Below are 13,187 nucleotides of genomic sequence, written 5' to 3'. Positions count from 1 at the left end.
TGGTTTCATTTTATAGTAAAATTAGCATGGTTGCACTCATTGCAATCATCAAAAAATCTTCGATTATTGTTAAGGTGCTCATGGGTAAATTGAAAACTGCACCTAGGCATGCGCATTGTATTTTTCGCTTATTTAAAACACTTTGTAATACACCAATTATGCTGATTGTCATCACAATTAACGTAATCGAATTGGTTAGAACAGGATTAACATTAAGCGCAAAAGCAAGACCTAAAGCTAATTCGATAAATGCATAAATATATCCCCATGGTTTAAAGGTTTTGCCAATAATATCATACATCGCGTAGCTTTCTGCAAATCCTTTTAGGTTAATTAGTTTAAAAAATGAAAACGAAAGGAAAAACCCAGCCATAAAAAATCGCATAAACAACATGCCATTTATAGTTGCGTTTTGCCAGCTTGCGATGAGAGAAATTACGCCCACATAGCCAAAAAGTAAAAGTACAGGCTTATAGGTTTCAAAAAATGATTTGGTTTCTTCGAGAACCTCGCTATGCGCTTGTGCAGAAATTTGATATTTTGAATCTCTGCCACCTAAAGCATTTTGTAAGCTGTTTAATGCAACATGGTTTTCCATGGTTATTGTTGCCGAATTTGTGTCTTTAGAAACTTCGACATCGATAATATCTGGCACTAAAAGCAAACTGCTTTTTACATTATTTTCGCATCCAGAACAGGTCATTCCTGTAACTTGATAGGTATGTTTCATTGTTATTATTTTATAACACAAAATTACGGCGAGAGTTTGCGCAATTGTTATATCCTAACCAAAATGATTTATATAATTACAAGAAAATGGATTGATTTAGGCTATTTTTACAGACGTCATGGTTAGCGAGCCACCAACTGCTTTATCATTAAATAAAGTCGCTTCTTCATTCTCATTTTGCAAACCAAGTGTGTACATCAAAGGCAAATAATGCTCAGGTGTTGGTATGCCCAATAGTACATCGCTACCCATAGTTTGAAAATTAATTAACGATTGGTGGTTTTTGTTCAGAATGGCATTTTTTAATTTTTCATTAGCTTCAATTGCCCAATCGTAACCGCCACCGTTTATCATTTCCCAGCTCATCATTCTTAAATTATGCACCATGTTTCCGCTACTTAAAATCAACACCCCTTTTTTACGCAAGGCGGATAATTCTATTGCTAATTCATAATGGTATTGAGCATCTTTTGTATAATCGATACTGAGTTGTAAAACAGGAATATTTGCATTTGGGTACATGTGTTTAATTACCGACCAAGCGCCATGATCTAATCCCCAATCGTGATCTAAAATAATGGAAGTAGATTTTACTAAATCGGCCGTTTCTTGTGCTAATTTTGGACTGCCTGGAGCAGGATATTGTACATCAAAAAGTGCTTGTGGAAATCCGCCAAAATCATGAATTGTTGGTGGAAAATTCATCGCTGTAATTCGAGTTCCTTTGGTAAACCAATGTGCAGAAACTACTAGAACTGCTAGTGGAACAGGAATACTTTTAGCAATTTCTCCCCATTTTTCACTAAACTCATTTACTTCAATACCATTCATTGGAGAACCATGCCCCATAAAAAGTACAGGCATCAATTCTGTTTGACTTAAGTTCGCAGTAAAATTCTTAAATTGATTTAGCGTTTCCATAATTAAAATCCTTTTGATGAATTACTTATGCAATAATACACACTAACCCATTTCTAAGTGTTGATGTAAGATAAGAAATGAGACTGATTAGATTTCGTCTAAAGTTTTACGATTCAAATCCTGGCTTTGTTTGTATTGAGAGGGAGTTTGTCCGCTTATTTTTTTAAATTGAGCAGATAAATGTGCTACACTACTATAATTTAAACGAAATGCAATTTCACTCAGGGATTGTTCACCATACGTAAGTAGTTCTTTCACTTTTTCAATCTTCTGTTGGATAAAATATTTCTCAATCGTATTTTGCTCTGCTTCAGAAAAAATTGCACTTAGGTAAGCGTATTCTGTGTTAAGCTTTTTGCTCAAATAATCAGAAAGGTTACTTTTTAAAGGTTCATTTTGATAATGAACTAGCTCAATTATAGTTGTTTTAATTTGTTCTGTTAGTTGTTTCTTTTTATCTGTCAACAATTCGAAACCAAAATTCCTTATTACTTTTTTAATCGCTTCATTTTGAGAATCATCTAGACTTTCTTGTACAAGTTCTACCTCGCCTAACTTTACAGAAATGGAATTAAAACCAAGCTTTTCGAGCTCAGTTTTAACCACCATTTTGCATCGGTTGCATACCATATTTTTGATATACAGTTTCATTATTTTTTTGTGATAGTTTCCGTTACTTCACCGCAATCGTACATTTGGCTGCCATAAAATGGATTTTGAACATCCTCAACCTCATTTAACCAACTTTTTTTAGCCATAGGACAATACTGAACAAATACATCGGTCGCATTTAGTTTCAGTTCTTGCGTTAATTTCAACATGGCTGATGAAAGTGGCCAAAAACTTTTGCGTTGTGCTGCCAAATCCTTTTGTAACACAATCGCGTTTGCGGCTTTTTTAATTTGCTCTGATTGGGTTTTCCATATAGTTTGCTGTACTGTAGATAATGATTTAACTGGAAAAGTTGCCAAAGATGCGATTAGACTTTTCGCACTCGTATTGGCTAAGCTAACATTATCTTTTGCTAAAGCATTTTTAGTGTCGAAATAGGCTTGCAAAGTTTTGTTAAACTCTTTTTTACTAGTTGTATTTTGAGCTTTTACTATAGATAAACTAGTAGCACATATAATGATGATCATTAAAACTGTCTTTTTCATTTTTTTTATTTTAGTATGTTGAAAAAATTAAATTCTACTTTGGCCAAATACATATTTTTCAAGTATCTGTTTTGTAGATTTCCTACTGCTTGAAAGCGATAACCCAAGTCAATTCTGGTTCTGCTATTTAGTATTAATTGAACTGCTGGGGCCAAATCTAAATAAGAATTTCCATTATCTGGATTTGTTTTACCTAACACTTCAAGATAAACATTAAAATTTGGTTGATTGTAGTTTTTATAGACAAAAGGCAAAACCAAATAGCCAGAAGACAAACTATAATTCAGCATTTTATCTGGTTGGGGCATTCCAATTAATTGTTTGCTTTTATTCTCAAAAGCCTGACTATAGCCAATTGTAGCAGATAAAGCTAATTTATGAATTAGCTGTGTAAAAATTAGCCCGCCTTGCCAGCCAGAATTATCGCCTTCAAAGTTTATATCTTCTGTATAGGTTGGCCTTTTGCTTGTGCTAATTCTTCCATAAGCGGCGCCGCGAAAATGGCTTTGTGCTTCATCAGATGATAAAAATCTATATTTCGCATAGAAACTACCACCTTCCAATCTATATTTGCCATCCATATCAGAAAGAAATCCTTGTGCATGAAACATTAAATTTTTATTTAATCCTATCATTACTTCACCAACAGATCTACTTCTAAAATCAGGACTGAAAAACCCTTCATTCGCTAATCGAATACCAATAGACTTAGATGGCATATTGCTAGCTGGCTCAGTAAACACATACAATTCTTGTGCATGCACAAAGTGGTTTGCGCTAAATATGATCAGCGCAAATGCAATTATTTTCTTTATCATTTTTAAATACTTAAATGATAAACTCTTGTTTTCTTGCCATTTACAAGCGCAGTTCCGCTAGTATAAGAATCGAATTTTACTGTTGCCGATTTCTGTTTAAAAGCAGCGTTTGATATAAAGCCTTTATCAATTACACTTACTTTAACTGGTCCATTTAGTACTTTGTCTTTTGCATTTGTAAAACGATAAACAGTACCATTTATAATAGTTTGTCCATTTTCATCAATTTTTGCCTGATTAAAACTCATTGTAGCTTCCAGTTTTCCAACCGAAAAACCAGCATCTTTCACTTTTTTATTTAGTTGATCAAAACTTACGGCTTTATCCTTTTTGAATGTAATTACAAAAAGATTTCTGTTTAAATCTGGTGTAACATTGCTCACATAATCTAAAGTGCGTAAAGATTTTTCAGTAGCCTGAGAACACATTGAACAAGTTAATCCTGTTACTTGCATTTCTACGGTAGCTACTTGTTGAGCGGATACTTTTATGGCAAAAAATATCAAAAATAATATGGTGATTTTGATCGTTTTCATTATCGAAATTTTAAAATAAATACATTTAATTATACCCCTTTTGGGAAATAAGAATACAGTTAAGCACAGCTATTAAAACTATTACTTAGTTATTTATTGGCTAATTTCTGAAAACGCAGTTGAACACATGTATGGCTACACTTGTGGATCTTGGAGGAGCTTTGTTTTCCAATTTGCTAAAAAACGCTGGGAAAAATGGTTTAAATAGCACACTAAATTTAGTAGGGATAAACATTTCTAAACTAAAAAGTTTAGGGAGTTTAAAAGAGTTTTCGGCCTGATGACTATCTTTAACCTTAACATCAACTTTGGTGTTTTTACAACAGCCGTCGTCCTTTTTGTCTTTAGGTTCTGATTTGCAATATTTACATGCAGCTCTATCAGTATAAACAGACACTGAAGCAAGTTTTCCTCCGCAAAAATGCATGCTCAATGCCACACCAATTACGCTTAATAGGTAAAAGGTACAAAGACTGAGGGCAAGTTTTTGCTTTAACTTCATCAAAAGCAAAGCTATACATAAATTTTTGAAATCATATTTTAACGTTTGTTAAAAATTGGTAAATAAAATTTAGAGCGGATATAAGGCTGTTGTACTTTTTTAAATAACTTAGCATAAATTCATCCGAATATGAAACTGTTATGATTTCAAAATCCACAATAAATGTTAAGTCACACAACAGCTTCATCGCATTAAAAACAGAATTTAATCAATGAAAAAAATACTATTCCTTTTTTTAAGCCTTTGCTTTATACAAGCATTCGGTGCAAAGCCTAAAAATCAATACGTTAAAATTAGCACTTCAAAAGGTGAAGTCATCATTAAATTGTATAATGAAACGCCTTTGCATCGAGATAATTTCCTAAAATTAGCCAAAAACGGCACGTACAACGGCACTTTATTTCACAGGGTGATCAAAGCCTTTATGATTCAAGGTGGTGATCCTGATTCTAAAAATGCAAAGCCAGATTCTTTATTAGGAAATGGAGACTTAGGGTATACTATTCCATCAGAATTTAGAGACAGTTTGTTCCATAAAAAGGGAGTTTTAGCTGCCGCTAGAGAAGGTGATGATATTAATCCATTAAAAGCATCAAGTAGTTGTCAATTTTATATTGTACAAGGAAAAGTTTGGACGGACTCTTCATTGAATGTCGTTGAAACTAAACGCATGAAATTTAAAATTCCTGAATGGCAACGCCAGATTTATAAAACTATTGGTGGCACGCCACATTTAGATCGCAATTATACGGTGTATGGCGAAGTGGTAAAGGGATTAGAAATGGTGGATGCAATTGCAGAAGAATCAACCGATAAAAATAATCGACCTAAAAACGATATTAAAATGACGGTTACCGTTTTAACCAAACGTGAAGCTAAAAAATTAGAAAAAGAATTGGCTAAAAATGCAGTCAAACAAAACACATAATACAAATGAAAATCATTTCATATAATGTAAATGGCATTCGTGCCGCAGCTACAAAAGGTCTTTTTAATTGGCTACAAGCTACCGATGCAGATATGGTCTGCTTGCAAGAAGTAAAAGCACTAAAAGAACAAATTCCAGAAATTATTGCCTTAATTGAACAATTGGGGTATCATCATTATTGGTTTCCTGCAGAGAAAAAAGGATATAGCGGCGTAGCTATTTTAACTAAAATTAAACCGAATAATGTTTCTTATGGTTGTGGCGAACCTTGGATTGATGCCGAAGGCAGAATCCTGCGAGCAGATTTTGATAACTTTTCTTTAATGAGTTTATACATGCCATCTGGTTCAAGTGGGGATGAAAGGCAAATCAAAAAATATGAGTTTATGCGCTTTTTTGATGTGTATATTGATGAATTACGTAAGCAATGTCCAAACTTAATTATTTCTGGCGATTACAATATTTGCCATCAACCGATAGATATTCATAATCCAAAATCGAATGCAAATTCATCTGGTTTTTTACCCGAAGAACGTGAATGGATGGGATTATTTATGAACAATGGTTTTATCGATACTTTCCGACATTTTAATAAAGATCCGCATCATTACACATGGTGGAGTTATAGAGCTGGATCAAGAGGTAAAAATTTAGGTTGGCGTATCGACTATCATTTGGCTACACGACAAATGGAAAACAGATTAAAAAATGTAAAAATCTTGCCTGATGCATTGCACTCAGACCATTGCCCAGTTTTATTAGAAATAGAATAGCCGTAATTCAACAATGTTAATTACCAACATCAAAGGCCTTATAGGTGTACATCCGAAAGAGACTTTAGTGCTTCGTGGGAGCGAAATGGCTAATTTACCTGTATTGGAAAATGCTTGGCTTTTGCTAGCAGATGGATTAATAAAGGGTTTTGGATTGATGGATGATATCCCATCTTCTATTTCACATCTTAAATCTGTTGATGTAAAAGGAAAATTCGTATTTCCAAGCTGGTGCGATAGCCATACACATATCGTTTTTGCCGCACCACGTGAAGAAGAATTTGTCATGAAGATAGCAGGAAAAACTTACGAAGACATTGCCGCAGCTGGCGGAGGAATTTTAAACTCCGCTCATAAACTACAACATGCCTCTGAGAATGATCTTTTTGAAAGCGCTAGCATTCGTCTTAACGATATGATTAAGCAAGGCACAGGTGCTGTAGAGATTAAAAGTGGTTATGGTTTAACAGTAGAAAGCGAGCTAAAAATGTTGCGGGTTATCCAAAGATTAAAGCAAGCCTTTCCAATTCCAATAAAAGTAACTTTTTTGGCGGCGCATGCTTATCCAACCAAGTACAAAAATAATCATCAAGGTTATATTGATCTCATTATCAATGAAATGCTTCCTACGGTTGCTAAAGAAAAATTAGCAGATTATATTGATGTTTTTTGCGAAAAAGGCTTTTTTTCTGTTTCAGAAACTGATGAAATTTTATCCGCTGCGGCAAAATATGGTTTAAAACCAAAAATTCATGCCAACCAACTTTCAGTTTCTGGAGGAGTGCAGGTTGGTATAAAAAACAATGCGATTTCAGTAGATCATTTAGAAGAAACCGATAGTGATGTATTAAATGCTTTAGCCAATAACAATACTATTGCAACACTTTTGCCATCGTGTTCTTTTTATTTAAATATTCCTTTTGCAAATGCTCGTGGTTTGCTAAATGCTAATGCTGCAGTCGCTTTAGCTACAGATTATAATCCTGGTTCTACACCTTCTGGAAACATGAATTTAGTAGTTTCATTAGCCTGTATCAAATTAAAAATGCTGCCCGAAGAAGCGATTAATGCATCTACACTAAATGGTGCTGCCGCAATGGAATTAAGTCGAGAAATGGGAAGTATTGACTTAGGTAAAAAAGCGAATTTATTTATTACTCGAGAAATGCCTTCTTTAGCCTTTTTGCCTTACAGTTTTGGGCAATTACAAGTAGAAACTGTTATTTTAAATGGAGAAATTTACAATGGATAGTTTTAAAATTTATTCGCAAAGTGATGTTTTAAACTTAGTAAATCAAAGAGCGGGTGAAATAAAATTGGGCGAAAAAGCGCAAACAGTTTCTTCATTAAATGAGTTACAAAACTCATCCGCTAAATTTGTTCTTTTAGGCATTCCTGAAGATGTTGGGGTAAGAGCTAATTACGGAATTGGTGGAGCAAAAACCGTTTGGCCTGTAGCTTTGAAAGCGCTACTTAATGCGCAAAGCAATTCTTTTCTACCTGGTGAGGAAATTTTGATTTTAGGCAATTTTGAAATTGCAGAACCCTCACATAAAAGCGTTGATGAACTAAGAAAAAAAGCTACTGAAATTGATGATTTAGTTTATCCAATTATAGAAAAAGTTGTTGCTGCCGGAAAAATTCCGATTATAATTGGTGGTGGACATAACAATGCATACCCTATTATTCGAGGTACATCGTTAGGATTGAAACAATCTATAAATGTAGTTAACATAGATGCTCATGCAGATTTAAGAAATACGGAAGAAGGGAGGCATAGCGGAAACGGATTTAGTTTCGCATTAAAAAATGGAATTTTAAATCAGTATCGGATATTTGGGTTACATCAAAATTATGTGAATCAGAATTTACCGAATTACCTTGAAAATAATTCTTCAGTAAAAGCAATTTACTTTGAAAACATCTTACAAAGCGATGTATCAATTTATCAAAACTGGTCAGAGTTTACCGCAGATTTACCATCTCCTTGCGGATTAGAAATTGATCTAGATAGTATTGAAAACGTATTATCTAGCGCAGTTAGCCCGTCAGGTTTTGCATTAAACGATATTCGGAAAATTCTTTTATCCAACAAGAAAAAATACAGTTATTTACACATCTGTGAAGGCGCAATTGAATTGACAGATGGAAGAAAAGATTTAACTACAGGAAAAACAATTGCGTATTTAATAACTGATTTTATTAAAGCTCTTCTGCCTCGTATTTATCAGCAGCCTTAATCATTAGCTCCATTTCTGCTACCTGCGCAGCAGTTAAAGGCTCCTCTTGTTCCTGCATTTCGAAAATGTTAATCATGGTTTCTTCATAATGTTTAGCAGAAGTTATTTTAAATTCCTTTTCCATTCTTAACTAATTAAATTCGGTGATTTTGTTGGGTGTGATGCACTTATCCAATCGTATATCATTCAAATGTACATCATTAATTTCTGTTACAGCATCAAAAAAAGATAAGCCTATTTTTTGAGTGGATATATTTTGTAAAAATCGATCGTAAAATCCCTTTCCATAACCTACTCTGTAACCCCTTTCATCAAAAGCTAATAACGGAACAATTACCATATCTGGTATGCCATTAAACGGTTTTGCTTGTTGAGGTTCTGGGATGTGATAGTGATTGTTTCTTAAATCATTCTTATCACTATAGTGATAATGACTCATTAAACTCGAATTAAAATCTGCTTTTGGAACTATAATTTGAATTTCGGGATGATTTTTTTGCAACCATTCAATAAGTAAAAAAGTATCAGGTTCTTTTTGGTGGATGATTGATAGAAAGATATGTAAGGTTTTAATATTCGATAAATCAAGCTTTTTAAACTGCGCTAATAACTTCTTATTCAACGAGGTTATTTCTTCCTCGCTTAGGTTTTTTCTTTGCTGTAAGACTTGTTTTCTTAAGGCTGATTTAAGCATGATATACAAATTTACAAAAAGAAGCCGCAGATTTACTGATTGATTTAATCAGCGAATCTGCGGCCACATTATTTCATCGGAGAAGAGAAAATCTTATTTTACTCTTTCTACATATTCGCCTGTACGCGTATCAATTTTCACTCTATCGCCTTGATTTACAAACATTGGAACTTTAATTTCAACGTCGTTTTCAACTGTTGCAGCCTTTAATGCATTTGTAGATGTATCACCTTTAACAGCTGGTTCTGAATATACCACTTCCATTTCTACAAAATTAGGAATACTTGCTTGAATTGGCTCTTCACTTTCTAAAGCTACCAAAATGCTCATTCCTTCTTTTAAAAACTTAATTGATGCCCCGAATAAAGATTTAGGCACATTAAATTGCTCGTAAGATGTATTATCCATTACTACTAAATAATCTCCATCTTCGTACAAATATTGATAATCGTTAGTTTCAACACGACAAATTTCTACTACCTCATCTGTATTCATACGAGCCTCTACAAGTCTAGAAGTCTTGATGTTACGAAATTTTCCTGTATAAAATGCTCCACCTTTACCTGGTGTGCGGTGATTCCATTCTTCAACGGTAACCAACTCTCCGTTGAAACGAAGGATGTTTCCTACTTTTATTTCTGATGCTTTTGCCATGATATTTTAAAAATCACTACTAATTTGGTTGTTTTTTGAAGGCGCAAGGTAAAAACTATTTTTCAAAAAGCTGTAAAAAAAAGATAGCTTCGGGAACCACTCCGAAGCTACAATCAACCTAAACCTAAAACTAAACTATGAAAATTCTTATTTTATTCCTTTATATTTTTCAACTGCTAAATCCCTCTTGATTGATAATTGCTAGCAATTGTTTTTATTAATTTTATTGGAAATTTAGCTAAATATTACGCCTTATTTCGTGGCGCAAAGGTATATACAATATTTAAATTTTGCAATAGCAAATAAAAAATATTTTTACACCATGGATTTAAAGAGAAATAGACTAGTTTTTGAACTCAAAGCATCAAAAAATTTGTTTTATTTTCTGCTAAGTTGACAAGCTGCTCCTGCCTATTTATAGTCAGAAATGCTCAATTGATGTTCGCAAAAATTGTATTCATGCGTCTGGTTAGAACCAATGATCACCATTTTATTACCTGCAAACTTTTTTATTAATGCTAAATACCAATCTATTCCTTGTTCATCTAAATTTGAAGTTGGCTCATCTAATAATAGAATTGGTGTATTTGTACAGCAAGCTAAAGCTAACTTAGTGCGCTGTTTCATTCCCGAAGAGAAGTGTTTTAAAGCTTTGTCTTGAGATTTTTCTAAACCAAGAAGACTTAGCACGCCCGAAGCGTTTAATCCATCAGCGTAAGCTTTAAATTGAAAATGAAAATCGATGGTCTCTTGTAAGGTAAATTCTTCTACTAAATCTAAATAAGGTGCAGCAAAGCTGATGTATTGATAAACTTGTTCAACTCTAATTTCAGTAGGGTTAGTATATGAAATTTCCCCTTCAGACGGAGTTAAGCTCCCTAATAACACGCTTAACAGAGTTGATTTGCCTGAGCCGTTTGGACCCAGTATTGCATATTTTTGTCCTTGTTTAAAGTTGTAGTTAATATTTTTAAATATCCACTCTTTATTAAACCTGCGACCAATATTATTTAGGCTGATTTCCATTTGGAGGATGAACTAGCTTCCTGTACCAAAACCTCTCATTACACCACGGTTAGAATTGCGTATAAAATCTACAATCTCATCTCGTATTTCAGTAGGTTGAAATTCTGCTTCAATGATGTCCAACGCTTTTGTAACGTTATTATTTTTAACAAAAAGTACACGATAAATCTCTTGTATTTCGTTAATTTTTTCTGGAGAAAATCCTCTTCTTCTTAATCCAACAGAGTTGATACCAACGTAAGAAAGTGGCTCTCTTGCTGCTTTAACATATGGAGGAACGTCTTTACGCACTAATGATCCGCCTGTTACAAATGCATGTGAACCTACCTTAACAAATTGATGGATTGCCACCAAGCCTGCTAAAACTACATAATCACCTATAGTAATATGACCCGCTAATGTTGTACTATTAGAAAATATACAGAAATCGCCCACTTCACAGTCGTGTGCAACGTGAGAATACGCTTGAATTAGGCAATTTTTACCAATAACTGTTTTCCATTTATCTTTTGTGCCACGGTTAATGGTTACGCATTCGCGAATGGTGGTATTATCTCCGATTTCGGCAGTAGTTGTTTCTCCTGCAAATTTTAAATCTTGTGGAATACCAGAAATTACAGATCCTGGAAAAATCCTACAATTTTTCCCAATTCTGGCTCCGTCCATTATCACAACATTAGAACCTATCCAAGTTCCTTCGCCAATTTCTACGTCTTTGTGGATTACAGCAAATGGCTCAACTACAACATTATCTGCAATTTTTGCTTGTGGGTGTATATATGCTAAAGGTTGTATCATTATGCTGTTTCGCTATCTTTTACTCTTGAAATTTGAGCCATCATTTCGGCTTCTACCACTACTTTTTCTCCTACCATACCAATGCCTTTCATTTGAGCAATTCCTCTACGGATTGGCTCCATTAAATCACATCTAAAAATAATGGTATCGCCCGGTAAAACTTGTGCTCTAAAACGTACATTATCTATTTTTAAGAAATAGGTTAAATAGTTACGAGGATCGGGAACGGTACTTAACACTAAAATCCCGCCTACTTGCGCCATTGCTTCTATTTGTATTACACCAGGCATTACTGGTGCGCCAGGAAAATGTCCTCTGAAGAAATCTTCGTTCATGGTTACGTTTTTAACGCCAACCACGTGTGTTTTGCTAAGTTCTAGTACTTTATCAACAAACAAGAATGGTTGCCTGTGTGGTAAAATATCCATAATGTGCATTACATCATATAATGGTTTTGCATTAGCGTCGTACACTTTTTGTATTTTTTTGCCCTTTTCTTTTTTAATAGCGGCTTTAATCTTTTTCGCAAACGCAACGTTAGCTGCATGTCCAGGCCTTGCCGCCATAATGTGGCCTTTTAAATGAACTCCTACCAAAGCCAAATCACCAATCATATCTAGTAATTTATGACGAGCTGGTTCATTTTGGTAACGCAATTCCATATTATTTAAAATCCCTTGTGGGGCAACTTCTATGGCAGATCTATTAAATATTTTGGCTAAATGTTCTAATTCAGGTTTTGTTACTTCTTTATCGACAATTACGATTGCATTATTTAAATCGCCACCTTTAATTAGGTTATTTTGCAATTGATATTCTAATTCATGTAAAAAACAAAATGTTCTACATGACGCAATTTCTTTTTTAAATTCAGCAATGCTAGAAATACCTGCATGTTGACTTCCTAAAACTGGTGAATTGTAATCTATCATGCATGTAAACCGATAATCGTCTAATGGCATGGCCACGATTTCTACTTTTCTATCTACCTCTGTATAGGTAATGTTATGAGGAATAGTGAAATACTCTCTATCTGTATCTTGAGAAACTACTCCAACTTCCTCCAAAGCTTCTATAAATAAAATTGAGCTGCCATCCATAATTGGCGTTTCAGGACCGTCAAGTTTTAACAAAACATTGTCTAAATCCATTCCCACTAATGATGCCATTACATGCTCTACCGTGCTAATGCTTGCGCCATTTTGTGTAATGGTGGTTCCTCTAGCTGTATCTGTTACATTATCGCAATCTGCGTCAACGATTGGTTGTCCAGGAAGATCAACTCTTTGAAATTTAAAACCATGGTTATCAGGTGCTGGACAAAAAGTTAACGTAACATTTGCACCTGTGTGCAAACCTACACCTTTAACCGAAATTTCGCCTTTAATGGTCTTTTGCTTAACGTTCATT

17 protein-coding genes are annotated in these 13,187 nt (G+C 34.2%); 4 read left to right on the top strand and 13 right to left on the bottom strand.

The features are described from left to right. Positions 1-10: 10 nt before the first annotated feature. From ACHMWN_RS05175 to ACHMWN_RS05145, 7 genes are all read right to left on the bottom strand, one after another. Positions 11-730 carry a heavy-metal-associated domain-containing protein gene (locus tag ACHMWN_RS05175; protein ID WP_397298281.1) on the bottom strand — a complete coding sequence of 240 codons (720 nt, stop codon included), beginning with the start codon at positions 728-730 and terminating at the stop codon, positions 11-13. A 96-nt stretch (positions 731-826) separates the two neighbouring features. Then, positions 827-1,651, bottom strand: a complete 825-nt coding sequence (gene ygiD, locus ACHMWN_RS05170; RefSeq protein ID WP_397298280.1) for a 4,5-DOPA dioxygenase extradiol — start codon at positions 1,649-1,651, stop codon at positions 827-829. An 87-nt stretch (positions 1,652-1,738) separates the two neighbouring features. Next, the gene (locus ACHMWN_RS05165) at positions 1,739-2,302 is read right to left on the bottom strand and encodes an AraC family transcriptional regulator (RefSeq protein WP_397298278.1); all 564 of its coding nucleotides are present in this window, start codon (positions 2,300-2,302) and stop codon (positions 1,739-1,741) included. Then, the gene (locus ACHMWN_RS05160; RefSeq protein ID WP_397298276.1) at positions 2,302-2,808 is read right to left on the bottom strand and encodes a DUF3347 domain-containing protein; all 507 of its coding nucleotides are present in this window, start codon (positions 2,806-2,808) and stop codon (positions 2,302-2,304) included. The genes ACHMWN_RS05165 and ACHMWN_RS05160 overlap by 1 nt, the downstream gene beginning before the upstream one ends. A gap of 5 nt (positions 2,809-2,813) precedes the next feature. After that, entirely contained in the window at positions 2,814-3,626 is an 813-nt protein-coding gene (locus ACHMWN_RS05155; protein WP_397298274.1) for a hypothetical protein, read from the bottom strand. Positions 3,627-3,628: 2 nt separating this feature from the next. Then, complete coding sequence (locus ACHMWN_RS05150) at positions 3,629-4,162, bottom strand: heavy-metal-associated domain-containing protein (protein WP_397298272.1); 534 nt, start codon at positions 4,160-4,162, stop codon at positions 3,629-3,631. A gap of 100 nt (positions 4,163-4,262) precedes the next feature. Further along, positions 4,263-4,664, bottom strand: a complete 402-nt coding sequence (locus tag ACHMWN_RS05145; RefSeq protein WP_397298270.1) for an HYC_CC_PP family protein — start codon at positions 4,662-4,664, stop codon at positions 4,263-4,265. Positions 4,665-4,875: 211 nt separating this feature from the next. Between ACHMWN_RS05145 and ACHMWN_RS05140 the strand changes: the two genes are divergently transcribed. From ACHMWN_RS05140 to ACHMWN_RS05125, 4 genes are read left to right on the top strand one after another with little or no spacing between them, the layout of a single operon-like run. Beyond that, positions 4,876-5,592: a peptidylprolyl isomerase gene (locus ACHMWN_RS05140; RefSeq protein ID WP_397298268.1), complete on the top strand. Its 717-nt coding sequence runs from the start codon at positions 4,876-4,878 to the stop codon at positions 5,590-5,592. 5 nt (positions 5,593-5,597) lie between these two features. Then, positions 5,598-6,365: an exodeoxyribonuclease III gene (locus ACHMWN_RS05135; protein ID WP_397298267.1), complete on the top strand. Its 768-nt coding sequence runs from the start codon at positions 5,598-5,600 to the stop codon at positions 6,363-6,365. Positions 6,366-6,378: 13 nt separating this feature from the next. Beyond that, positions 6,379-7,617: an imidazolonepropionase gene (gene hutI, locus ACHMWN_RS05130; protein WP_397298265.1), complete on the top strand. Its 1,239-nt coding sequence runs from the start codon at positions 6,379-6,381 to the stop codon at positions 7,615-7,617. Further along, positions 7,595-8,605, top strand: a complete 1,011-nt coding sequence (locus ACHMWN_RS05125; RefSeq protein WP_397298264.1) for an arginase family protein — start codon at positions 7,595-7,597, stop codon at positions 8,603-8,605. Before hutI ends, ACHMWN_RS05125 begins: the two co-directional genes overlap by 23 nt. Here the strand turns inward: ACHMWN_RS05125 and ACHMWN_RS05120 are convergent. From ACHMWN_RS05120 to ACHMWN_RS05095, 6 genes are all read right to left on the bottom strand, one after another. Beyond that, the gene (locus tag ACHMWN_RS05120; RefSeq protein ID WP_397298263.1) at positions 8,568-8,729 is read right to left on the bottom strand and encodes a hypothetical protein; all 162 of its coding nucleotides are present in this window, start codon (positions 8,727-8,729) and stop codon (positions 8,568-8,570) included. The two genes, ACHMWN_RS05125 and ACHMWN_RS05120, sit on opposite strands and share 38 nt — an antisense overlap. Positions 8,730-8,735: 6 nt before the next feature. After that, a complete protein-coding gene (locus ACHMWN_RS05115; RefSeq protein ID WP_397298261.1) occupies positions 8,736-9,299 on the bottom strand; it encodes a 5-formyltetrahydrofolate cyclo-ligase in 564 nt (187 codons plus the stop codon). 93 nt (positions 9,300-9,392) lie between these two features. Next, positions 9,393-9,953, bottom strand: coding sequence for an elongation factor P (gene efp, locus ACHMWN_RS05110; protein ID WP_397298260.1), 561 nt, complete (start codon positions 9,951-9,953; stop codon positions 9,393-9,395). A 411-nt stretch (positions 9,954-10,364) separates the two neighbouring features. After that, positions 10,365-10,979 carry an ATP-binding cassette domain-containing protein gene (locus ACHMWN_RS05105; protein ID WP_397298258.1) on the bottom strand — a complete coding sequence of 205 codons (615 nt, stop codon included), beginning with the start codon at positions 10,977-10,979 and terminating at the stop codon, positions 10,365-10,367. Positions 10,980-10,991: 12 nt separating this feature from the next. Beyond that, on the bottom strand, positions 10,992-11,777 hold the full coding sequence (lpxA, locus tag ACHMWN_RS05100; protein ID WP_397298256.1) for an acyl-ACP--UDP-N-acetylglucosamine O-acyltransferase: 786 nt from the start codon (positions 11,775-11,777) through the stop codon (positions 10,992-10,994). After that, positions 11,777-13,186, bottom strand: coding sequence for a bifunctional UDP-3-O-[3-hydroxymyristoyl] N-acetylglucosamine deacetylase/3-hydroxyacyl-ACP dehydratase (locus ACHMWN_RS05095; protein WP_397298255.1), 1,410 nt, complete (start codon positions 13,184-13,186; stop codon positions 11,777-11,779). Before ACHMWN_RS05095 ends, lpxA begins: the two co-directional genes overlap by 1 nt. Between the last annotated feature and the right edge of the window lies 1 nt (position 13,187).

It is taken from the genome of Pedobacter sp. UC225_61 (assembly GCF_044452285.1).
GTDB lineage: Bacteria > Bacteroidota > Bacteroidia > Sphingobacteriales > Sphingobacteriaceae > Pedobacter.
Note: the sequence above shows the minus strand (reverse complement) of the source record. Positions and strands in the feature narration are given on the sequence as shown.